This window comes from Kitasatospora sp. NPDC028961, assembly GCF_055564815.1.
Map to the genome: position 1 here is coordinate 1 of NZ_JBVHVO010000034.1, position 21,799 is coordinate 21,799.

Below are 21,799 nucleotides of genomic sequence, written 5' to 3' on the forward strand. Positions count from 1 at the left end.
GAGCATCGAGGCGTCCACCGCGGAGGAGCCCTCGACCACGGTGCCGTCCGTCGCGATCTTCTCCCCCGGACGCACCACGAACCGCATCCCGGGGGCGAGTTCGGCGATCGGGAGGCGGACCTCGACGCCGCCGCGCAGCACGGTGACGTCCTTGGCGCCGAGCTCCAGCAGCGCCGTCAGCGCGGCGCCGGCGGTCCGCTTGGCGCGCGCCTCGAAGTAGCGGCCGGCCAGCACGAACGCGACGATGCCGGCCGCCGCCTCCAGGTAGATGTCGGCCGAGCCGTCACCGCGGGCGAGGCTGAACTCGAAGGCGTGCCGCATGCCCGGCATCCCCGCGTGCCCGAGGAACAGGGCCCAGAGCGACCAGCCGAAGGCGGCCAGCGTGCCGAGCGAGACCAGGGTGTCCATGGTCGCGGCGCCGTGCTTCAGGTTGGTCCAGGCGGCCCGGTGGAAAGGCCAGGCCGCGTAGGTGACGACCGGCGCCGCGAGGGTGAGCGAGAGCCACTGCCAGTTGTCGAACTGCAGGGCCGGCACCATGGCCATCGCGATCACCGGCACCGCCAGGGCGAGCGCGGTGGCCAACCGCTGCCGCAGTGGGGCGAGTTCGTCCGGTCCGGCACCGGCCTCCGCCGGCCGCGCGGACGGCGCCCGCGCGGTGTCGGGCGCCGGGAGGGCCGCGGTGTAGCCGGTGGCCTCGACGGTGGCGACCAGGTCCGCGATCCGGACGCCGTCGGCCACGACCGCCCGGGCCTTCCCGGTCGCGTAGTTGACGGTGGCCTCGACCCCCTCCATCCGGTTGAGCTTCTTCTCGATCCGGGCCGCGCAGGACGCGCAGGTCATGCCGCCGATCCGGAGGTCCACCTCCGTGGAGGCGGGTGCCTGAGTGGTCATCTGGGCTCCTCGTGGTGCGTCGTCGGTGGCGCCCTCGGCGCGACCGCCTTGCGGGTGCTGCGGGGGCGGGCCCTCGGGACCGCCCCCGTTGATACCCCTCGGGGGTACCGGGTCCGATCAGATCCGGCCGGTCAGCGCGTAGCCCGCGCCGTCGATCGCCGCACGCAGCGCCTCGTCGTCCGGCTCGGCCTCGGACACGACGGTGACCAGGCCGGCCTCGACGTCCACGTCGACCGCGGTGACGCCCGGCAGGCCCGTCACCGCCCGGCCGACGGCCTGCTCGCAGTGGCCGCAGGTCAGGCCGGTGACCGCGTAGACCGTGGACACGGCGCCGACGGTGGCGACGGTCGTGGCGCCGGTGGAGCAGGTGCCGGTGGTGGAGCAGCAGGACATGGTTTCCTCCGGTGCGGTCGACGAGCCTTCGTGATACCCGCGGCTCGATACCCCCCAGGGGTATCGCTCGGGCATGGCTCCATTAGTACCCCCAGGGGGTATCCAGCGCAACCCTTGGAGCGCACCGGTCCGCCCCGCCGCGCCACTCGCCGGATCGACGGGCCTGGCAGGATGGCGGCATGGAACGTGTGCTGGGAGTGGGCGGGTACTTCATGCGGGCCACCGACCCGGTGGCGCTGGGCGCCTGGTACCGAGATTGCCTCGGTCTCGACGCCGACGAGCACGGCCTGTGGCAGCAGGAAGCCGGGCCGACGGTGTTCGCGGCCTTCGAGTCCGGAACGGACTACTTCGGCTCCCCCGCGCAGCGGACGATGCTCAACTTCCGCGTCCGCGACCTGGCGGCGATGCTCGCGCAACTCCGCGCCAAGGGCGCGGACGTGGCCGAGGAGACCCAGGACATGGCGGGCGTCGGCCGGTTCGGCTGGGTCACCGACCCCGAGGGCAACCGCATCGAACTGTGGCAGCCCAGCTGACGGCACCGCCGCGCGGGCGGTGACCGCCGGCCGGGCGCGTCACGGGCCCGGCCGGGGTTCGTCCCGGCCCCACCGCCGCCGGCCCCCACCACGAGGGGTGGGGGCCGGCGGGTGGGTCAGGAGGAGCGGCGGGGGCGGCCGCGGCGGGGCGCGCCGGCCTTGCCGGAGCCCGACTTCCCCGCGGCGGGGCGGCCGCCGCCGGACTTCCCGCCGCCGGAGCGGCCCGCGGCCGCGGGCTTGCCGGTGCCGGCGCGCGGGCGGCCGCCACCGGCGGCGGCCTTCTTCGGCTGCTCGGCCGCGGGGGGCGTCTGGCCCCGGCCGCGCGAGCTGTTGACCGTCCGGCCGCGGACGATCCCGATGAACTCCTCGATCAGGTCGGTGGTCCGGTCCAGCTGCCAGGCCAGGGCGACCTGCGACTGGGGGGCGTCCGACACCGTCCGGAAGGTGAGGTCCCGGCGGTGGTGGAAGCGGGCGAGCGACTGCGGGACGAGCAGGACGCCGACCCCCGCCGCCACCAGTTCGATCGCGTCCGCGGTGGTGGCCGGGCGCTCGATCGCCGGGCGGCCGGGCAGCTCCGCCCAGCCCAGGGTGTCGTCCAGCGGGTGGAAGACCACTTCCTCGGCGAGGTCCGCGAGGGGCACCTCGTCGGCCGCCGCCAGCCAGTGGTCCTTCGGGAACACGACGACCGTGGCCTCGGTGTAGAGCGGGATCGCGCTGAGGCGGTCCCGGTCCACCGGGAGCCGGACCAGCCCCGCGTCGGCGGCGTCGGCCAGCAGCATCGCCGCGCCCTCCTCCACCGGTACCGCGACCAGGGTGAGCGGGACGTCGGGCAGCCGCTCCTCCCAGACGCGCACCCACTTACCGGGCGTCACGCCCGGAACGTACACCAGTCGGAACGAGGGGTTCGCCTGCATCTCTGTCACGCTGCAAGGCTACCGACCGTGATCGGGGCCGCCACTCACTCGCTTACCCTAGTGACCATGACATCGCTCAAGTCGAAGACGACCCAGACCATGAAGCCGGCCACGGCCGCCAAGAAGCTGGGCATCTACCTCAACGCCGCCCCCGCCGAGTTCCAGGAGGGCGTGGTCTCCCGCGAGGAGCTCAACACCCTGCAGGCCGACCCGCCCGCGTGGCTTCAGGAGCTGCGGCGCAACGGCCCGCACCCCCGCCCGGTCGTCGCGGCCAAGCTCGGCGTCTCCGTCTCGGGCCTGGCCCGCGGCGGCGTCACCGAGGCGCTCACCACCGAGCAGATCGAGGCCCTGAAGACCGAGAACCCCACCTGGCTGGAGCGCGAGCGCACCGTCCAGGCCGACGTCCGCAAGGAGGCCGTGCGGATCAAGGAGAAGAACGAGCAGCAGGCCGCCGCGACGCCGCCCGCCAAGACCCGCTGATCCCGCCCGGGGCGGCGGCCTCCTCGCCTTCCGCCGCCCGGTCGCTCCCTGCGCACCGCCCGCGCGCCGACGGCTCCGCGCCGACGGCCCGCCGCGGCCGACCGCTCCCGGCCGCCCCTCCGGTCCACCGCCCCGCCCGCGCGGGCAGCCGGGCACCTTCCGCCGCCCCCGGTCACGGCCCCGGCCTGCCGTGGTCGAGCAGCCGGCGCACCAGCCCGTCCAGGTCGAGGTACTCGTGCTCCCGACCGGGCGGGACCAGGCGGTCGGTGCGCCCGAGGAAGACCCTGACCTCGGCGGCCCGGGCCCGGAGCACGACACTGCCCTCGTCCCCGCCGAGCGCGACCAGCACGGTGCCGGCGTCCTCGCCGGTGCCCGGGCGGACCGACACGTCGCCGATGCCCGCCTCCCGCGTGGTCCCCGCCGCCAGCAGCTCGCGCGCGAACATCCAGGTGATCGGCTCCGCCCGGTCGACGTGACTGTCCAGGTAGACCGCGTACGGCTCGGCCACGTCGTAGCGCAGGCGGGCCTTCACGCAGACGGTGAGGCCCGGACAGACGACCGCCCGCAGGTCGAGGTCCAGGGCCGTCGCCTCCGCGCCGGAGCGCTGCGGGGGGACGTGCGGCGTCTCCCGGCCGGTCATTCCGGTTCTCCGGCGGGACCGGTGGCACCGAGGGCCGGCGCGGCGAACCGGGGTGGCTGGACCAGCCGGTGCCACTCCTGGTCGACGTGGCCGGGCACCGTCCGCCCGGAGCCGATCCAGAGGGCGACGAGGTGCGTGAAGATCGGTGCCTGCTCATGAGGAATCGTTTCTTCGCCTGCGAGGGCGAAGGCCTGGAGGTCGTTTCTCATGCCTGGACAACGACGGGCCCCACCTGCGGTAACCCTCCGCCCCCGGCGCGGTCGCGCGGACCCGTCCGGCCCGGCCCCGCCGCGGCCGGATAGATTGCCGGGACCAGCCACCCCGCCGCCCCGGGAGCCCCACGTGCTCGACACCACGGACGCCGCCCTCGTACGGGAGCTCCAGCGCGACGGCCGCGTCAGCTACCAGCGGCTCGCCGAACTGCTGGAGATCTCCCGGGAGGCCGCGCGGGCCCGGGTGCAGCGGCTGCTGACCCGGGGCGAGGTGCGGATCGTCGGCATCGTGCCGCCCGCCGTCGCCGGGATCACCACCGTCGCCCACGCCTCCCTGGACGTGGCCGGCCCGGCCCGGCCGGTGGCCGTGGCGGCCGCCGGCCGGCGGGCGGCCAGCTTCGTCTCCTGCACCGCCGGGCGGCGGAGCGTGATCACCGAGCTCCGGGTGGCCGACGACGCGGCGCTGGAGCGCGAGTTCGCCGCACTGCGGGCGGTGCCCGGGGTACGCGGCGTCGAGGTGTTCCGCTGCACCGAGCTGGTCCGGGACGCGTACGCGCCGTCCGGCCCGGACCTCCGGACCGGCGCGCCGCCCGCCCTGGACGGGACCGACCGGCGGCTGCTCGGACTCCTCCAGGCCGACGGGCGGGCCAGCTTCGCGGCGCTGGCGGACCGGATCGGCCTCTCCCAGCCGGCCACCCGGGCCCGGGTGCTGCGCCTGCTGGAGGTCGGCGCGGTGCACGTCACCGGCCTGGTGGAGTCGCGGGCGCTCGGGGTCCGGGAGGCCGCCGGGGTGGGGCTCGGGGTGTTCGGACCGGCACGCGAGGTCGCGGAGGCCGCCGCCGCGCTGCCCGGCGTCAACTACGTGGCCTCGGGCTACGGCCGCTTCGACCTCGTCTGCGGGCTGGACGCCCCGGACCGCCCGGCTCTGCTGCACGGCCTGGAGGCGCTCCGCGGACTGCCCGGCGTGACGCGCTCGGAGTCCTGGGTGCACCTCGACATCGTCAAGGAGTCCTACACCTACGATCTGCCCATCGGACCGGCATTCGACAGCCCTGAATGATGATCGGCAAATGATTCGCAGAATGGGGCTGATTCTCTGGGCGAAATGACAGCCGTGAGCCCTTGACGCTTTCTTTTCACCACCCTTTCAATGGTCGGACACCTTCCCCGTGAGAGAGTCCGGTCCCCCGATGGCCTCTTCCCCTCCCCCACAGACCGCCGACGGCCCCCGGCCCGCCGGTCCCCCGCAGCCCGCCGGCTCCCCCCGGCCCGCGGTCGAGGCGCTCCCCCGCTCCCTGGGCGTCTTCGGCGGGGTACTGCTCACCCTGTCCTGCGTCACCCCGGCCTCGTCGCTCTTCATCGTGGTGCCCCCGCTGCTGATGTCGCAGGGCAGCGGCGCCGTGATCAGCCTGCTGATCGCCGCCGTGCTCTCGCTGGGCGTCGGCCTCTGCTACGCCGAACTCGGCACCCTGGTGCCCAGCGCCGGCGGCGAGTACTCGATCGTCGGCCAGGTGCTCGGGCGACTGGCCGGCTGGCTGGTCTTCATGATCTCGATCGTCTCGCTGCTGGTCATCCCGCCGATCATCGCGCTCGGCACCGCCGACTACCTCGGCTCGGTGCTCTCGCTGGACCCGGCGGTCGCCGGCGCCGCCGTGATGGCGCTGGCCGTCGCGGTCGGCGTGCTGGACATCAAGTCCAACGCGCTGATCACCGGCATCTTCCTCGGACTCGAAGTGCTCGCCGCCGGCATCGTCGCGGTGCTCGGCTTCACCCACGTCCACCAGCCGGTCTCCTCGCTGGTGCACGCCGTCGTCCCGGACGGGCAGGGCGGCACCGGACCGTTCACCCTCGGACTGCTGGTCTCCGGGCTGGCCGTGGCGATGTTCACGTACAACGGCTTCGGCACCGCCGTCTACCTCTCGGAGGACCTGCGCGACCCGCGCCGCACGGTCGCCCGCACGGTGCTCTGGTCGCTGCTGGCCGGGGTCGTGGTGATTACCGTCCCGGTGGTGGCGATCTGCCTCGGGGTCGCGTCGCCCGACCAGTTGGCCGCCGGTGACCTGGTCGCCATCGTCGACTCCTGGGCCGGCGGCACGGTGGGCACCTTCGTCAGCCTCTGCATCGCCGCCGCGATCCTCAACGCCGTCATCGTCATGGTGATCCAGAACGGCCGGGTGCTGTACGCCTCCGCCCGCGACCGCACCTGGCCCGACCCGGTCAACCGGGCACTCGGCACCCTGCACCCGCGCTGGGGCTCGCCGTGGGTCGCCACCCTCGCGATCGGCGCGCCCGGCGCCGTGCTCGCCCTGACCGTCCCGATCGACGCGCTGCTCGGCTTCACCGGGGTCGTGGTCGCCGTCATCTACCTGCTGCTCGGCGTCGCCGCGCTGCTCGCCCGGCGCGGCCGGCACCGGGGCGCGCCCGCCTGGCGGATGCCGCTCTGGCCCGTGGCGCCCGTGCTCACCACCGTGGTGCTCGGCTACGCGCTCACCCAACAGGCCGGCCGGGACCTGCTGATCACCCTCGCCGTGCTGCTCGTCGGGGTCCTCTACTGGTTCCTCTACCTGCGCCCGCGCAGCGCGACCCACTGGGTGCTCAGCCTCCCGGCCGACCAGGCCGAGGCCCCGCGCGGCGCCGCCGCCGGCCTCTCGGCCACCGACCGCACCCCCGCTTCCGCTCCCGCCACCGCTCCCGCCACCGCTCCGGAGTTCTCGTGAACCGCCCCGCCGACCTGATCGTCCACAACGCCCACGTCCACACCGTGGACGACCGCCGGCCGCGCGCCGAGGCGGTCGCCGTCCGCGACGGCCGGATCGTCCACGTCGGCGACGGCGACGACTGGCGGGCCCTGGCCGGGCCCGGCACCGAGGTCGTCGACGGCCGGGGGCGCCTGCTGGTGCCCGGCTTCGTCGACAGCCACAACCACGTCCGGCTCGGCTCCGACGCCGCCTGCGTCCAACTCGCCGGCGCCACCGACCTGCCCGAGATCGGCCGCCGGATCGGCCGGTGGCTGGAGCGGAACCCCGGCGCCGACTGGATCGAGGCCGAGGCCTTCGACTACACCGCCGTCCCCGGCGGCCGGATGCCCACCGCGGCCGACCTCGACCCCTACACCGGCGACCACCCGGCCCTGGTCCTCAGCTACGACGTGCACACCGCCTGGCTGAACACCGCCGCGCTGCGCCGCCTGGGCATCACCGCCGAGACCCGGGAACTCGCCTTCGGCACCGTCCGGAAGGACCCGGCGACCGGCGAGCCCACCGGGTTCCTCACCGACTTCGCGGTGCGCGGCCTCTCCCGCGACGGGCACCGCGCGCTGCGCGCCGCCGGGGTGCCGTGGGCCGACCCCGAGCGGCAGTACGGGCGGCTCGCCGCCAGCCTCGACCTGGCCGCCCGCTACGGCATCACCACCGTCGTCGAACCGCAGAACTCGCTCGACGACCTCGCCCTCTTCGAGCGGGCCATCGCCGAGGGCCGGCTGCGCTCGCGCCTGGTCGCCGCGCTGTTCCACCCGCGCGGCACCACCGCGGCGGAACTCGCCGAGTTCGCGGCGGCCGCCCGCCGCCACACCGGCGACCGCTTCCGGGTCGGCCCGCTGAAGCTGTACATCGACGACGTGGTGGAGCCGCACACCGCCGCGCTGCTGGAGCCCTACGCGGGCCACCACAGCCACCGGGGCGAGACCTTCTACCCCGCCGAGGAGTTCGCCGAGCTCCTGACCTCGCTCGACGCGGCCGGCTTCCAGGCCTTCGTGCACGCGACCGGGGACCGCGGCATCCGCACCGTGCTGGACGCCGTCGAGCACGCCCGCCGGGTCAACGGGCCGCGCGACGCCCGCCACCAGGTGGTCCACGTCGAGTGCCTCGACCCGGCCGACGTCTCCCGCTTCGCCGAGCTGGGCGTGGTCGCCTGCATGCAGCCCCGGCACTGCTCCCCCGACATCGCCGGCCCCGGCAAGGACTGGGCCGAGGCGGTGGGCGAGGGCCGCTGGTCCAAGGCCTGGCCGATGCGCAGCCTCCAGGAGGCCGGGGCGACGCTCGCCTTCTCCAGCGACTGGAACGTCGCCGAGATGGACCCGCTGGTCGGCCTCTACACCGCCGTCACCCGCCGGGGCCTGGCCGGCGGGGAGCCGTGGATGGAGGGCGAGACCGTCTCGCTGGCCACCGCGCTGCGCGGCTACACCCTCGGCAGTGCCTACGCCAACTTCCTGGACGACCGCCTCGGCTCGCTCACCCCCGGCAAGCTCGCCGACCTCGTCCTGCTCTCCGAGGACCTGTTCGCCGTCGACCCGAAGGCGATCCCGGAGGCGCGCGTCGAGCTGAGCGTCGTCGGCGGGGAGGTCGTGCACCGGGCCTAGGGGGTGTTCGGGCCCGCCCCGGGCGGCGGCGGTCAGCGGCCGACCTCGCGGGCCCGGAAGTCCTCGACCGTCTCACGGCGGATCAGCAGGCGGGCCCGGCCGTCCCGGACGGCGGCGACGGCCGGGCGCCCGACCAGGTTGTAGCCGGAGGCCATCGAGAACTGGTAGGCGCCGGCCGCCGGGACGGCCAGCAGGTCCCCCGCCCGCAGGTCGGCCGGCAGGTCGGCGCCCCGCACCAGCACGTCGCCGGCCTCGCAGTGCCGCCCGACCACGTCCACGCGGGCCGCCGGGGCGTCGGAGCGCCGGCCGACCAGCCGCGCGGTGTACGGGGAGCCGTAGAGCGCGGGCCGCGGGTTGTCGCTCATGCCGCCGTCGACGGCGGCGAAGACCCGGCCGTCCGTGCCGTGCTTGACCGACAGCACCCGGTAGAGCGCCACCCCGGCCGGCCCGGCGACGGCCCGGCCGGGCTCGATCACCAGGCGCGGCACCGCGAGCCCGGCCCCGGCGCAGCGCTCGGCGAGCCGGCGCGGCACCCGGGCGGCGAAGTCGGCGAGGTCGAAGGCGTCGTCCCCCGGCAGGTAGCGGATGCCGTGGCCGCCGCCGAGGTCCAGTTCGGGCAGCTCGACGCCGTGCCGCTCGCGCAGCTCCGCCAGGAAGGCCACCACCGTGTCCACGGCGGCGAGGTAGGGCTCGACCCCGGTGATCTGGGAGCCCAGGTGGCAGTGCAGGCCGACCAGGTCGAGGCCGGGCTGGGCCAGCACCCGGGCGATCGCGTCGGCGGCGTCCCCGCCCTCGATCGGGAGGCCGAACTTCTGGCCGCCGACGCCCGTGCGCACCGCCTCGTGATGGCCGGCGGCGATGCCCGGAACCACCCGGACCAGCACCCGCTGCGGGGTGTCCGCGGCCACCAGGGCCGCCAGCCGGGCGATCTCCCCCGGTCCGTCGATGACGATCCGGCCGACCCTCAGCCGCCGGGCGAGCCGGAGCTCCTCCGGCGTCTTGGCGTTGCCGTGCAGCAGGATCCGCTGCGCCGGGAACCCGGCCGCGGCGGCCAGCGAGAGCTCCCCGGAGGAGCAGACGTCCAGGCCGAGGCCCTCCTCGCCGACCCAGTCGGCCATCGCGCCGCACAGGAAGGCCTTGGCCGCGTAGAGCACGTCGGCGTGCGGCAGGGCCTGCCGGTAGGCGCGGGCGCGGGCCCGCACCTCGTCCTCGTCCAGGACGTACAGCGGGGTGCCGAACCGGTCGGCGGCCTCGGCCAGGCCGACCCCGCCGACCAGCAGGTCCCCATCGGGGGCGGCGTGCGCCGAGGCCGGCCACGGGCCGCCGAGCGGCTCGGCGGCCCCCGCCGGTAGGGGCGACGCCGCCTCCGGCACGGGGACGGCAGCGGGAGCGGGGGCGGGAGCGGGGACAGGGACAGGGGCGGGGGCGGGGGCGGGAAGGACGGTCATGGCGGCGGCTCCTGCGGGCGGGGGCGGGGCGGGCGGGGCGCCGGCGGTGTCCCGCCCGGCGCGGGCGGCGTCAGTCGAGGTACTGCAGGGCGATCCGGCAGTGCGCCGCCCGGCCGCGCCACTGCCGGACGGCCGCCCCGGACGGCTCGTCGCCCTCCTCGTCCGCCCCGGCCAGGACGTCGGGCACCGGGGCGGGGCTGCGGCGGCGCGGCGGCACGGCGTCGCGTTCGACGACGGCGAGCGGGCGCCGCACGGCGGTGCCCGCGGTGGCGCCGGGGTCGCCGAAGAGGACCTGGGTGTCGCTCATGGTGGGCGTTCCTTCCGAAGTACCGGCGGGCCGCCGGGGTGCGGGCCCGCAGCTCCAGTGGAGCCCCGTCCGCCCCGGCCGGGGCCGGCCTTGACGCGGGACGTACGCACAACGGGCCTTCCTTGACGGCACCTTGACGACCGCCGGCCCGAACGGTGCCTGCCCCTCCCGCTCCTCCTGCCGCCTCCTGCCGCCTCGCTCCCCCGTCGGCGCGAGCCGTCCCGCCCGGTCCGGCGGGGCGGTCGCGGACGCCCCGCCGGCGGTCGGACCGGGCCCGGACAGAATCGTGACCGTCCAGCGGACAAGATATGTCGGCAACCTGCATATACTTTTGCTCGGCAGGTGCGATATACATACGGGGTATGCAAAGCCGGTCCGGCCGGAGGCGCCCCGCCCCACCCGCCGAAGGCTTCCTGATGCCCTGTCTCAAAGGGGGACCCATGTTCGAAACCAGTCCGTCCAGGAACGGCGCCGCCCCGGTGCTGCACCTGGACAACGTCACCCGGGTGCACGGCCGCGGCGCGGCCGAGGTGCACGCGCTGCGCGGCGTGGACCTCAAGGTGCAGGCCGGCGAGTTCGTCGCCGTGATGGGCCCGTCCGGCTCCGGCAAGTCGACCCTGCTCACCCTCGCCGGCGGCCTGGACACCCCCACCACCGGCCAGGTCCTGGTCGAGGGCGTCGCACTCGGCGGCCTGAGCCGCAAGAAGCTCGCCGCGGCCCGGCGGCGCTCGATCGGCTACGTGTTCCAGGACTACAACCTGATCCCGGCCCTCACCGCCGCCGAGAACATCGCGCTGCCGCGCGAACTCGACGGCGTCTCCGGCCGGGTGACGCGCCGTGAGGCACTGGCCGCACTGGAGGAACTCGGCATCCCCGAGCTGGCCGGCCGCTACCCCGACGACATGTCCGGCGGCCAGCAGCAGCGCGTGGCCATCGCCCGCGCCCTGGTCGGCGAGCGCCGCCTCGTCCTCGCCGACGAGCCCACCGGCGCCCTCGACTCCGCCAACGGCGAAGCCGTCCTGGGCGTCCTGCGGGCCCGCTGCGACGCCGGCGCCGCCGCGATGATGGTCACCCACGAACCCCGGCACGCCAGCTGGGCCGACCGCGTCGTCTTCCTCCGCGACGGGCTGATCGTCGACGAGGGCTTCGGCCGCAGCGTCGAGAGCCTGCAGACCATGGCCGCCCGGCACGGGAACCGGATCGAGGCCACCGGATGAAGCTCGGACCACTGAAGGTCGCGCTGCGGATCGCCCGCCGCGACGCCCTGCGCGCCAAGGGCCGCAGCGCCCTCGTCATCGCCATGATCTCGCTGCCCGTGCTCGGCGTGGCCGGCGCCGACATCGTCTACCGCAGCGGCCAGCTCGCCCCGGTGGAGCGGGTCGAACGGCTGGCCGGCGGGGCCGACGCGCTCGTCACCGCCTACGAGCTCGGCAGCACCGTCCAGCAGCGGCCGTTCGCCGAGGACGGCGCGCTCGCGATCGGCGTCCGGGCCAACCAGGGACCGACCCCGGAGCAGACCCGCAGCGCCGGCGCCGACCCGGCCGCGCTGCTGAAGGAGCTGCTGCCCGGCTCGACCCTGCTGCCGGCCGCCGCCGGTCTCAACGCCAGCGCCGGCTCGCCCAACGGCCTGGTCCGGACCGAGACCGCCGAGGCCGACCTCACCGATCCGGTCTGGAAGGGCCGGCTCGACCTGGTCGAGGGCCGCGCCCCGAACGCCGCGCACGAGGCGGCCGTCACCCGGGAGTTCCTCACCGAGTCCGGCCTGCGCCTCGGCCAGACCACCACCCTCAAGGGGCTGGAGAAGACGCCGTTCACCCTGACCGGCGTCGTGGAGCACCCCGACGACCTCGCCAAGGTCGAGTTCGTCGGCCGCCCCGGCGAGGTCCTCGCCCCGCTGGCCGCGGCCGCGCCGGCCGCCGCCAAGCCCCCGACCGGGGCGGGCGACCGCTCGACCCCGGGCAAGCCGGCCTGGCTGCTGAAACTGCCCGCCGGGACGACCCTCGACTGGGAGGGCGTCAAGAAGCTCAACCGGTACGGCTTCACCGCGACCTCCCGCGCGGTGGCGCTCGACCCGCCGTCCGAGTCCCAGATCACCTACCAGCGGCTGGAGTTCGGCTCCAGCAGCCCGCTGCGCTCCGACAAGGCCGTGGTGGTCGGCACCGTCGCGGGCATGGCCCTGCTGGAGGTCGCCCTGCTCGCCGGGCCGGCCTTCGCCGTCGGCGCCCGGAGGTCGCGCCGGCAGCTCGCCCTGATCGGCGCGAGCGGCGGCGACCGCGGCCACATCGCCTCCGTCGTCCTCGGCTCGGGCCTGGTGCTCGGCGCGGTCGGCGCGGTCACCGGTGTGGTGCTCGGGACCGGCCTGGTGGCCCTGACCCGGTCGTGGATCGAGGAGACCGGTGGCAGCCGGTTCGGCCACTTCGGCGTCCAGGCGCCCGACCTGCTCGCCATCGCGGTCGTCGGCGTGGTCACCGCGCTGCTCGCGGCCGCGCTGCCCGCCCTCCAGGCCGCCCGGCAGAGCGTCACCGCCGGCCTCACCGGCCGTGACACCGTCAGGCCGCCGAGCCGCTGGACCACCGCCGCCGGCATCGTGCTCTTCGTCTCCGGCGCGGCCGTCGCGCTGCTCGCCGTCGGGACCAACGACGGCACCGGCCGGGGCATCCCGGTCTTCGCCGGCCTGGACAAGATGACCCTGATGGTGCTCGCGGGTTCGGCCGCCGCCGAACTCGGCCTGCTCGCCCTCACCCCGGTACTGATCGCCCTCTGCGGCCGGCTCGCCCGGTTCCTGCCGCTCGGCGGCCGGCTCGCCCTGCGCGACTCGGCCCGCCACCGCGGCCGCACCGCCCCGGCCATCGCGGCCGTGATGGCCGCCGTCGCCGGCTCGGTGGCGATCGGCCTCTACACCGCGAGCAGCGACGTCATGGACGCCGCCTCCTACCGGCCGCACAGCCCGGTCAACTCCGTCTCGCTCGGCGTGCTCACCGACAGCCCGCTGCTCCCCCAGGTGCGCGCGGCCATCGAGCAGGACCTGCCCGAGCTCGGGGAACGCGCCGATCTCGGCACCGCGGTCTACTCGTGGTGCGCGGAGTGCTCCAGCAACGTCACCGTCAAGGGCGGGATCGGCTTCGGCTCCCGGGCCCTCGTCGTCGGCGACGCGACCGTCCTGCACAACGCCTTCGCCGTCCGGGACCCGGCCGCCGAGCAGGCGCTGGCCGCCGGCAAGGCCGTGGTCTTCGACCGCTCCCTGCTCAGCGGCGACAAGCTCGTGCTCCAGCTGACGGGTGGCTTCACCGCCCCGCCGCAGCCGGGTGCCGCCCCGGCGCAGGAGATCCGGGAGATCCCCGTCGACGCCGTCGTGGTCGAGAACCCGACCGCCGCCCGGTACGGGGCAGGCGTCATCGGCACCCGGACGGTCACCGGACTGGGTCTCACGACGAAGCCCAGCGGCTCGGTCTGGCTGCCGTCCACCGCGCCGGACCGCAAGGCGACGCAGCGGGCCGCGGCCACCGCCGACCGCATCCTGCCGAGCGCCCTGCTCGACGTGGAGCGCGGGTTCGAGCCGAAGAGCGACGTACCGACCATCGCCCTCACCGGCTTCGCCGCCCTGGTCGTGCTCGGCGCCGCGTGCATCGCCACCGGCCTCGCCGCCGCCGACTCCCGGCGCGACCAGGCGACCCTCGCCGCGGTCGGCGCGCCGCCGGGGATCCGCCGGACCCTCTCCGGCATCCAGTGCGCGCTGATCGCCGTCCTGGGCGCGGCCCTCGGCACGATCAACGGCTTCGTCCCGGCGGTCGCCCTGCTGATGGCCCGTGACGTCGCCAACCAGGCGGGCAGCAGCACGATCGTGGTGCCCTGGGCGAACATCGGGCTCACCACCGTCGCCGTCCCGCTGTTCGCCGGACTGCTGGCCGTCCTGTTCACCCGCGCCGACGCGCCGCTCACCCGCCGGCTCGGCTGAGCCCGCACCGGCCCCCCGGGCGCCGTCCCCCCCGCACCGCGCGGGGGGACGGCGCCCGTCCGTGCGTCCCGTCCCGCCCGGCGCCCCCGGCACCGTCGTACGCTGACGATCACCCTCTCCCGGCCTCCCGAAGGTGGCGTCTTGAACCGACCGACCGCACCCGTGACCGCCCGCACCGCGACCTCCGCCGACATCGACGCGATCGTCGCCACCCTGACCTCCGCGTTCTTCGACGACCCGCTCTGGGGCCCGGCGTTCCCCGACCGCGAGCGACGGGCGGCCCAGGCCTCCGCGATGTGGCGCCTGTTCGCCACCTCCGCCCTGCGCTACCCCTGGACCCTGGTGACGCCGAACGTGGAGTCCGCCGCGCTGTGGATCCCGCCCGGCGGCAACGACCTCAGCCCCGACGAGGAGGAGGGCCTGGAGGACTTCCTGGTCGGCATCACCGACCGGGCCACCGCCGACGGCCTGCTCGCGATCCTCGCGGACCTCGAAGCGGCCCACCCGAGAAGCGAACCGCACTTCTTCCTGAGCCTGCTGGCCACCCACGGCGACCACCGCGGCCACGGCCTCGGCATGGGCCTGCTCGCCGAGAACCTGGCCCGGATCGACGCCCTCGGCGCGGCCGCCTACCTGGAGTCCTGCAACCCCGCCAACAACGAGCGCTACGCCCGGGCGGGCTTCACCGAACTCGACCGGATCACCGTCCCGTCCGGCCACACCGTCTCCACCATGTGGCGCCCGGCCCGCCACTGAGCCGCCGCCCGGCGCGGGCGGGTGGGCGCCGCGCCGGGACCGGGCCCGCCGGCGCCCGGACGGCCCGGCGCCCGGGCGCGGGCCCCGGGTTGACACCGCCTCCGGCCGGGCCCGCGCCTGTGGCCCCGGCGGCCCGGTGGTGGCAGAGTGGCGCCCATGTGCGGCCGATTCGTCTCCACCACCACGCCCCAGGACCTGCTCGGCCTGCTCGGGGTGACCGGCTGGAACCCGGCCGAGACCCTCGCGCCGAGCTGGAACGTCGCCCCCACGGACCCGGTGTGGACGGTGCTGGAACGGGTCGACCGCGAGAGCGGCGAACTCGCCCGCCGGCTCCGCCCGGTGCGGTGGGGCCTGGTCCCCTCCTGGTCCAAGGACCCGGCCACGGGCGCCAGGCTGATCAACGCCCGGGCCGAGACGGTGCACGAGAAGCCCGCCTTCCGCTCCGCCTTCGCCAAGCGCCGCTGCGTCCTGCCCGCCGACGGCTACTACGAGTGGGTGCGGGTGCCCGCCGCCGAGGGCCGCAAGGCCTACAAGCAGCCCTACTACCTCCACCCCCGCGCCGGCGGCCCGCTGGTGATGGCCGGGCTGTACGAGTTCTGGCGGGACCGCTCGCTGCCCGAGGACGACCCGGCGGCCTGGCTCACCACCGCCACGATCATCACCACCGACGCCACCGACGCGGCCGGCCGCGTCCACGACCGGATGCCGCTCACCATCGGCCCGGCCGACCTGGACGCCTGGCTCGACCCGGAGCACGACGACCCGGTGGAGCTCCGGCGGCTCCTGCACACCCCGGCCGGGGACGAACTCGCGGTCCGGGCGGTCTCCACCACCGTCAACAGCGTCCGCAACAACGGCGCCGCCCTGCTGGACGCGGTACCGGACCCGGTGGGCCACGGCGACGTACCGGGCTGACCGAGCACCCACCGGAGGGCCGCCGGTCCCGGGCCGGGGCGCGACGCCCGGGACATGACCCGGGCGCGGCCGGACGGCGGCCGGGCGGAAGAGACGGCCGGTGCCCCAGGCGACCGGGACACCGGGTGGCGGAGCTTGGATGACACGCCCGCCTCGACGGGCGACGTCATCCGTCCTCGCCACCCGATGGGGAACCCACATGTCCGCACAGTCCGCGCAGCTCACCCTCCACGACACCCGCCGCGCCCGCTGCCTGCCCGACCTGCTCGACCGGCAGGTGGCCGAGCGGCCGGACGCCGTCGCCGTGACCGGCCGCGGCGCCCACCTCAGCTTCCGGGACCTCCGCGCCGCCGCCGCCGGCCTGGGCACCCACCTGCACCAGCTCGGCGTCGCGGCCGACGACTGCGTCGGCCTCTACGTCGACCCCTCGCCGGAGCTGATGGTGGGCGCCTGGGGCATCCTCTACGCCGGGGCCGCCTATCTGCCGCTGTCCCCGGAGTACCCCGAGGACCGGATCCGCTACATGATCGAGGACAGCCGGACCGGGGTGATCGTCACCCAGGAGCACCTGCGCACCCGGCTGGCCGGACTCGTCCCGCCGGGCACCCGGGTCCTCGTCCCCGCCGACCCGGACCGGGCGCCCGGGACCCCCGGCGCGGCCGGAGCCGATGGCGCGCCCCCGTTCCCGCACCAGAGCCGGGGCCCGGCGAGCCCCCGGCCGGAGTCGCTCGCCTACGTCATCTACACCTCCGGCAGCACCGGCCGCCCCAAGGGCGTGATGATCGAGCACCGGAGCATCGTGTCCCAGCTGCGCTGGCTGGTCGCCGGCGGCCACCTCGGGCCGGACGCCGCCGTGCTGCAGAAGACGCCGATGAGCTTCGACGCGGCGCAGTGGGAGATCCTGGCACCGGCCGGCGGCGCGCGGGTCGTGCTCGGCGCCCCCGGCGTCTACCGGGACCCGGAAGCCCTGATCGACACCGTCCGGGAGTACGGGGTGACCACGCTGCAGTGCGTGCCCACCCTGCTCCAGGCGCTGCTGGACACCGAGCGGCTGGGCGACTGCGGCACGCTGCGGCGGCTGTACTCGGGCGGCGAGGCGCTCTCGCGCCGGCTCGCCCGGGCGCTCACCACCGAGCTGCCGCAGGCCGCGCTGGTCAACCTCTACGGGCCGACCGAGTGCACCATCAACGCGACCGCCCACCTCGTCGACCCCGCCGCCGTGGGTGAGGACGCCGGGTCGGTGCCGATCGGCGTGCCGGTCGACCGCACCCACTGCTTCGTGCTCGACGGGGACCTGGCGCCGGTGGAGCCCGGCGCCACCGGCGAGCTCTACCTGAGCGGTGTCCAGCTCGCCCGCGGCTACCTGAACCGGCCCGACCTGACGGCGGAGCGCTTCGTCGCCTCGCCCCACCTCCCGGGCGAGCGGCTGTACCGCACCGGGGACCTCGCCCACTGGAACCCGGACGGCACGCTCCAGTGCGCCGGCCGGGTGGACAACCAGGTCAAGCTGCGGGGCTACCGGGTCGAGCTGGACGAGATCGCGCTCGCCATCGAGGAGCACACCTGGGTCCGCCGGGCGGCGGCGATCGTCACCGACGACCCCCGGACGGGCCACCGGAACCTGGTGGCCTGCGTCGAACTGAACCCCAAGGAGGCGGCCCTGATGGACCAGGGCAACCACGGCGGGCACCACCAGTCCAAGGCGAGCCGGCTCCAGGTCCGGGCGCAGCTGTCCGACCCCGGGGTGCGGGACGCCGCCGAACTGGCCGGCCGGCCGGTGGTGGCGCTGCCCGGCGGGCGGGAGAGCGAGCGGCAGCGGCGCGAGACCTTCGCCCGCAAGACCTACCGCTTCTACGAGGGCGGCCGGGTCACCCGCGACGACCTGCTGGCCCTGCTCGCACCGCCGGCCGCCCCGGCGGGCCCCGTCGCGCCGCGCACCGGCGAGCCGGACCTCGCCGAACTGGGCGTGATCCTGCGGTGGTTCGGCCAGTTCCACAGCGCGGAGCGGCTGCTGCCGAAGTACGCGTACGCCTCCCCGGGCGCGCTGTACGCCACCCAGCTGTACCTGGAGACCGGCGGGACCGGCGGCCTCGACGCCGGCGTGTACTACTACCACCCGGTCGAGCACACCCTGGTCCGGGTCGGCGAGGGTACCGGGGGCCCGGGCCTCACCGTCCACTTCCTCGGCAAGCGGCGCGCGATCGCGCCCGTCTACCGGAACAACATCCTGGAGGTGCTGGAGTTCGAGGCGGGTCACATGCTGGGCGTGTTCGAGGAGGTGCTGCCCGCCCACGGGCTGGCCGTCCGGCCGGTCGGCCTGCTGCCGTCCGTCCGGGCCGGGCTGGACGTGGCCGAGGAGGACCACTACCTCGGCACCTTCGCGATCGTGCCCGCCGACGGCCGGCCGGCGGCGGACCGCACCGAGTACTACGTCCAGGCCCACCCCGGTGGCGTCGAGGGCCTGGCCGCCGGCCAGTACCGCTGGACGGACGGCGGGTTGGCGCGGATCTCGGACGAGCTGGTGCGGTCGCGGCACGTGATCGCGATCAACCAGCAGGTGTACGAGCGGGCCGGCTTCGGCATCACCGCCGTCGGCCGGGCCGAGGAGCCGTGGCTGGAGTACCTCGGTCTCGGCACGGCCCTGCACCGGCTCCAGCGGGGCGGCCTCGCCCTCGGCCTCGGGTTCATGTCCTCCGGCTACAGCTCGAAGACCGGGCACCCGCTGCCCTCCGCCCGGCGGATCGACGCGGTGCTGGCCTCCTGCGGGATCGCGCCGGGCCCGTCGTACTTCTTCCTCGGCGGGAAGGTGAGCGAGGAGCAGATCCGCAGCGAGGGCATGATCGAGGACGCCGTCCACATGAAGGGTCCGGCCGAGATCGTCCGGGACGAACTGGCCGCCGTCCTGCCCGACTACATGCTCCCCAACCGGGTGCTCGTCCTGGACGAGCTGCCGCTGACCGCCAACGGCAAGGTCGACGCGAAGGCGCTGGCCGCCGGTGCGGCGGTCCGGACTGCGGACGCGGGCGGGCCGAAGGTCGCGCCGTCGACGCCGACCGAGCACCGGCTCGCGGCGGCCTGGGGCGGGGCGCTGAGGTACCAGGAGGTCTCGGTGCGGGACGACTTCTTCGCCGCCGGCGGCAACTCGCTGATCGCCGTGGCGCTGATCAACCGGCTGAACCGGGAGTTCGGCACCCGGCTGCCGCTGCAGGTCCTCTTCGAGAGCCCGAGGCTGGCCGACCTGGCCGCCCGGATCGACGAGGACACCGGTGAGCCCGGCTCGCGGCTGGTGCCGCTGCACCGCGCTGGCACCGGCGACCCGGTGTTCTGCTGGCCGGGGCTCGGCGGCTACCCGATGAACCTGCGGCTGCTCGGGAGCACCGTGGGCCGGCCGTTCTACGGCATCCAGGCGCACGGCATCAACGCCGGTGAGACGCCGTACCCGACGATCCGGGAGATGGCCGCGGCCGACCTCGCCGAGATCCGCCGGGTGCGGCCGGAGGGCCCCTACACCCTGTGGGGCTACTCCTTCGGCGCCCGGGTCGCCTTCGAGACGGCCTGGCAGCTGGAGCAGGCCGGCGAGCGGGTCGCGGACCTGCTGCTGATCTGCCCCGGCAACCCGGAGCTGCGGCGCGGCGGCGGCGAGCGGCACGGACGCGAGGCCTCGTACCGCGACCCGGCCTACGTGGCGATCCTCTACTCGGTGTTCGCCGGCTCGGTCGGCGGGCCCGACCTGGAGGCCTGCCTGGCCGAGGCGCACGACGAGGACGGCTTCACGGCCTTCGTGCACCGCCTGCTGCCGGAGCTGGGCGAGGAGTTGATCCGCCGGATCGCCCGGATCGTCGGGGAGACCTACGAGTTCGACTACACCTTCGGCGAACTCGCGCAGCGGCGGCTGGACGCGCCGGTGACCATCGTCAAGGCCGCCGGTGACGACTACTCCTTCATCGAGGGGAGTTCGGGGTACTCGGCCGCGCCGCCGGTCGTCGTCGAACTGAGCGGCGACCACTACGGCGTGCTCAGGGAGCGGGGCGTCGGCGACCTGGTCGCCGCGATCCGGGCCCGGCCGGCCGGCTGAGCGGTCGGCCCTCCCGTTCCGGCGGAGCGGGAGGGCCGCCGGCCGACCGGCGCCGCCGTGCCGGACCGTCCCGTCGGCCGCCCCCTCTTCACCGATTGACGATGACATGCCATTGTCGGGGGCGCCGCCCGGACCGCCCGTCCGGGCCGAGGAGAGGAAGACCCTTGGCCGTACCCCCGCTGATCCGCCGCGGGCCGAGGCCCGGCGGCCCGGCCCGCCGGGCCGCCCGCCTGCTCGGCGCCGTCGTCCTCGCCCTCACCGGCGCGCTGACCGCCGCCGGCCCCGCGCACGCCGACTTCGGCACCGACTACCACGACCCGCTCACCGCCGCGAAGCCGCTCACCCGGCCGGACACCCGCGCCTGCACCGTCGAGGCGATGCACGACCAGCCGTTCCGGGACGGCTACGGCAACCCGCCCGACACCCCGTACACCGCCACCGTCACCCCGCCCGCCGCCTGCGCCGGACCCTGGTCGGCGGTCGTGCTGACCCTGCACGGGCAGGTCGCCGGGCGGCAGTTCGACCGGCTGTTCACCGTCCGGATCGGCGGCGTGGAGGTCCTGCTCTCCTCCACCCCCGAGCCCTCCGCCGACGGCATCGGATGGACGGTCGAACGGGACGTCACCCGGTACGCGCCGCTGTTCGCCGGCGGCCCGCAACCGTTCGCCTTCGACCTCGCCAACGTCACCGACGCCACCTACACCGGCGTCTTCCGGATCACCGCCGAGCTCACCTTCTACACCACCTCCGCCCGGTGGCCCGCCGCCCGCACCGCCGACCGGCTGCTCACCACCGGGCCGTTCGGGCTCACCCAGGCCGCCCCGGCCGCCACCCGCGACCTCGCCTTCCCACCGAACCTGGAACGCCTGACCGCCGAGGTCTACGCCCGGGGCGGCGGCGCCTGCGAGGAGTTCGCGTACGCCTCCGCGCCCGACGCGTTCGTCGGCGCGAACCCCGGGCTGGGCGCCTGCGGCAAGGGCCCGTTCCGCGAGCTGCGGCTGACCGTGGACGGCCGGGTGGCCGGCGCGGTCTGGCCGTACCCCGTGATCTACACCGGCGGCTGGGACCCGCTGCTCTGGCGGCCCACCCCCGGCATCTTCGCCTTCGACCTGCCCGCCTACCGGCTCGACCTCACCCCGTACGTCGGCCTGCTGCTGGACGGCCGCCCGCACGCCGTCGGCATCACCGTCAACGCGGCCGAGGCCCAGGGCAACGACGTCTGGACGGGCCAGGTCAACCTGTTCGCCGAGGTCGACCACGGCGCCGCCCGCACCACCGGGGCGCTGACCGACCACTCGGTCGCCCCGGAGGCCGCCGTCTCCACCGCGCTGACCGACCACGGCGGCGGCAGCGGCGACTGGTCCGTCACCGCGGGCCGGCACGACCGGGCCCGCGGCTGGGTGCAGACCTCGCACGGCCGGATCACCACCGAGGTCCGCGACACCCTCGTCTTCGGCTCCACCCAGCGGTTCCGGGACAGCGGCAACGACCTGACGCTGCGCAACCGCACCGACCTGACCCGCACCACCAGCACCTGGGGCGACGGGCCGCGGCGCACCACCACCGTGCACGAGGGCGAGCCGCTGGACGTCGACTACCGCGTCACCCACGACGCGGCCGGCGCGAGCGACCAGGTCACCACCATGAACCTCGGCTACCACCGGGACACCACCGGCACGGTCGGCGGCCGGACCACCGAGCGTTCCTCCGTCGACCACACCCTGCGCCCGACCGCCCACCGGCACGACGGCGACAGCACCGTCCGCACCGGCGGATCCGTCGAGGACTACCGCAGCACCGGGCCCGACGGCCCGTACCACCGCTCCCTCACCACCCTGGACGGCTGGCCGACCAACCGGGGGTGAACCCGGCGCCGGGTCGCACCGCTCCGGCCGCACCGGGCGGACGGTTCGACCCGGCGGG

18 protein-coding genes are annotated in these 21,799 nt (G+C 75.6%); 11 read left to right on the plus strand and 7 right to left on the minus strand.

The features are described 5' to 3' along the window. The coding region (locus ACZ4UX_RS33380; RefSeq protein ID WP_465709366.1) for a cation transporter at window positions 1-891 on the minus strand (891 nt) is incomplete at its 3' end. A 117-nt stretch (window positions 892-1,008) separates the two neighbouring features. Then, complete coding sequence (locus ACZ4UX_RS33385; protein WP_465709367.1) at window positions 1,009-1,284, minus strand: heavy-metal-associated domain-containing protein; 276 nt, start codon at window positions 1,282-1,284, stop codon at window positions 1,009-1,011. A gap of 179 nt (window positions 1,285-1,463) precedes the next feature. Between ACZ4UX_RS33385 and ACZ4UX_RS33390 the strand changes: the two genes are divergently transcribed. Then, window positions 1,464-1,817, plus strand: a complete 354-nt coding sequence (locus ACZ4UX_RS33390) for a VOC family protein (RefSeq protein ID WP_352290856.1) — start codon at window positions 1,464-1,466, stop codon at window positions 1,815-1,817. A 116-nt stretch (window positions 1,818-1,933) separates the two neighbouring features. On the opposite strand, the gene ACZ4UX_RS33395 is transcribed toward ACZ4UX_RS33390, so the two are convergent. Beyond that, window positions 1,934-2,740, minus strand: a complete 807-nt coding sequence (locus ACZ4UX_RS33395) for a LysR substrate-binding domain-containing protein (protein ID WP_465709368.1) — start codon at window positions 2,738-2,740, stop codon at window positions 1,934-1,936. Window positions 2,741-2,797: 57 nt separating this feature from the next. On the opposite strand from ACZ4UX_RS33395, the gene ACZ4UX_RS33400 reads away from it, so the two are divergent. Then, on the plus strand, window positions 2,798-3,211 hold the full coding sequence (locus tag ACZ4UX_RS33400) for a DUF5997 family protein (protein ID WP_359810952.1): 414 nt from the start codon (window positions 2,798-2,800) through the stop codon (window positions 3,209-3,211). 172 nt (window positions 3,212-3,383) lie between these two features. On the opposite strand, the gene ACZ4UX_RS33405 is transcribed toward ACZ4UX_RS33400, so the two are convergent. After that, window positions 3,384-3,851 (minus strand): SsgA family sporulation/cell division regulator, encoded by a 468-nt coding sequence (locus tag ACZ4UX_RS33405; protein WP_352290854.1) that lies wholly within the window; start codon window positions 3,849-3,851, stop codon window positions 3,384-3,386. Then, window positions 3,848-4,060 (minus strand): hypothetical protein, encoded by a 213-nt coding sequence (locus tag ACZ4UX_RS33410; RefSeq protein ID WP_465709369.1) that lies wholly within the window; start codon window positions 4,058-4,060, stop codon window positions 3,848-3,850. Before ACZ4UX_RS33410 ends, ACZ4UX_RS33405 begins: the two co-directional genes overlap by 4 nt. A 133-nt stretch (window positions 4,061-4,193) precedes the next feature. Between ACZ4UX_RS33410 and ACZ4UX_RS33415 the strand changes: the two genes are divergently transcribed. From ACZ4UX_RS33415 to ACZ4UX_RS33425, 3 genes are all read left to right on the plus strand, one after another. After that, window positions 4,194-5,123, plus strand: coding sequence for an Lrp/AsnC family transcriptional regulator (locus ACZ4UX_RS33415; protein WP_465709370.1), 930 nt, complete (start codon window positions 4,194-4,196; stop codon window positions 5,121-5,123). A gap of 130 nt (window positions 5,124-5,253) precedes the next feature. Continuing rightward, window positions 5,254-6,780 (plus strand): APC family permease, encoded by a 1,527-nt coding sequence (locus ACZ4UX_RS33420; protein WP_465709371.1) that lies wholly within the window; start codon window positions 5,254-5,256, stop codon window positions 6,778-6,780. Then, on the plus strand, window positions 6,777-8,420 hold the full coding sequence (locus tag ACZ4UX_RS33425) for an amidohydrolase (RefSeq protein ID WP_396489816.1): 1,644 nt from the start codon (window positions 6,777-6,779) through the stop codon (window positions 8,418-8,420). The genes ACZ4UX_RS33420 and ACZ4UX_RS33425 overlap by 4 nt, the downstream gene beginning before the upstream one ends. A gap of 32 nt (window positions 8,421-8,452) precedes the next feature. Here ACZ4UX_RS33425 and lysA read toward each other — a convergent pair whose 3' ends face one another. Together lysA and ACZ4UX_RS33435 are read right to left on the minus strand one after the other, a co-directional pair. Further along, entirely contained in the window at window positions 8,453-9,868 is a 1,416-nt protein-coding gene (gene lysA, locus ACZ4UX_RS33430) for a diaminopimelate decarboxylase (protein WP_465709372.1), read from the minus strand. 70 nt (window positions 9,869-9,938) lie between these two features. Continuing rightward, the gene (locus tag ACZ4UX_RS33435) at window positions 9,939-10,175 is read right to left on the minus strand and encodes a hypothetical protein (protein WP_465709373.1); all 237 of its coding nucleotides are present in this window, start codon (window positions 10,173-10,175) and stop codon (window positions 9,939-9,941) included. Window positions 10,176-10,615: 440 nt separating this feature from the next. Between ACZ4UX_RS33435 and ACZ4UX_RS33440 the strand changes: the two genes are divergently transcribed. From ACZ4UX_RS33440 to ACZ4UX_RS33465, 6 genes are all read left to right on the plus strand, one after another. Beyond that, window positions 10,616-11,392, plus strand: a complete 777-nt coding sequence (locus tag ACZ4UX_RS33440; protein WP_465709374.1) for an ABC transporter ATP-binding protein — start codon at window positions 10,616-10,618, stop codon at window positions 11,390-11,392. Further along, entirely contained in the window at window positions 11,389-14,130 is a 2,742-nt protein-coding gene (locus tag ACZ4UX_RS33445) for an FtsX-like permease family protein (RefSeq protein ID WP_465709375.1), read from the plus strand. The genes ACZ4UX_RS33440 and ACZ4UX_RS33445 overlap by 4 nt, the downstream gene beginning before the upstream one ends. 141 nt (window positions 14,131-14,271) lie before the next feature. Then, window positions 14,272-14,886, plus strand: a complete 615-nt coding sequence (locus ACZ4UX_RS33450; RefSeq protein ID WP_359810928.1) for a GNAT family N-acetyltransferase — start codon at window positions 14,272-14,274, stop codon at window positions 14,884-14,886. 156 nt (window positions 14,887-15,042) lie between these two features. Beyond that, window positions 15,043-15,801, plus strand: a complete 759-nt coding sequence (locus tag ACZ4UX_RS33455; protein ID WP_465709376.1) for an SOS response-associated peptidase — start codon at window positions 15,043-15,045, stop codon at window positions 15,799-15,801. Window positions 15,802-16,000: 199 nt separating this feature from the next. Beyond that, on the plus strand, window positions 16,001-19,876 hold the full coding sequence (locus ACZ4UX_RS33460) for an amino acid adenylation domain-containing protein (RefSeq protein WP_465709377.1): 3,876 nt from the start codon (window positions 16,001-16,003) through the stop codon (window positions 19,874-19,876). Between the two features lie 164 nt (window positions 19,877-20,040). Continuing rightward, window positions 20,041-21,741, plus strand: a complete 1,701-nt coding sequence (locus ACZ4UX_RS33465) for a peptide-N4-asparagine amidase (protein WP_465709378.1) — start codon at window positions 20,041-20,043, stop codon at window positions 21,739-21,741. Window positions 21,742-21,799 lie beyond the last annotated feature (58 nt).

Coding starts and splice junctions, on each gene's coding strand:
- ACZ4UX_RS33460 (WP_465709377.1), top strand. CDS start 16,001: ATGTCCGCACAGTCCGCGCAGCTCACCCTCCACGACACCCGCCGCGCC.
- ACZ4UX_RS33405 (WP_352290854.1), bottom strand. CDS start 3,851: ATGACCGGCCGGGAGACGCCGCACGTCCCCCCGCAGCGCTCCGGCGCG.
- ACZ4UX_RS33455 (WP_465709376.1), top strand. CDS start 15,043: ATGTGCGGCCGATTCGTCTCCACCACCACGCCCCAGGACCTGCTCGGC.
- ACZ4UX_RS33420 (WP_465709371.1), top strand. CDS start 5,254: ATGGCCTCTTCCCCTCCCCCACAGACCGCCGACGGCCCCCGGCCCGCC.
- ACZ4UX_RS33445 (WP_465709375.1), top strand. CDS start 11,389: ATGAAGCTCGGACCACTGAAGGTCGCGCTGCGGATCGCCCGCCGCGAC.
- ACZ4UX_RS33390 (WP_352290856.1), top strand. CDS start 1,464: ATGGAACGTGTGCTGGGAGTGGGCGGGTACTTCATGCGGGCCACCGAC.
- ACZ4UX_RS33385 (WP_465709367.1), bottom strand. CDS start 1,284: ATGTCCTGCTGCTCCACCACCGGCACCTGCTCCACCGGCGCCACGACC.
- ACZ4UX_RS33440 (WP_465709374.1), top strand. CDS start 10,616: ATGTTCGAAACCAGTCCGTCCAGGAACGGCGCCGCCCCGGTGCTGCAC.
- ACZ4UX_RS33435 (WP_465709373.1), bottom strand. CDS start 10,175: ATGAGCGACACCCAGGTCCTCTTCGGCGACCCCGGCGCCACCGCGGGC.
- ACZ4UX_RS33400 (WP_359810952.1), top strand. CDS start 2,798: ATGACATCGCTCAAGTCGAAGACGACCCAGACCATGAAGCCGGCCACG.
- lysA (WP_465709372.1), bottom strand. CDS start 9,868: ATGACCGTCCTTCCCGCCCCCGCCCCCGCCCCTGTCCCTGTCCCCGCT.
- ACZ4UX_RS33410 (WP_465709369.1), bottom strand. CDS start 4,060: ATGAGAAACGACCTCCAGGCCTTCGCCCTCGCAGGCGAAGAAACGATT.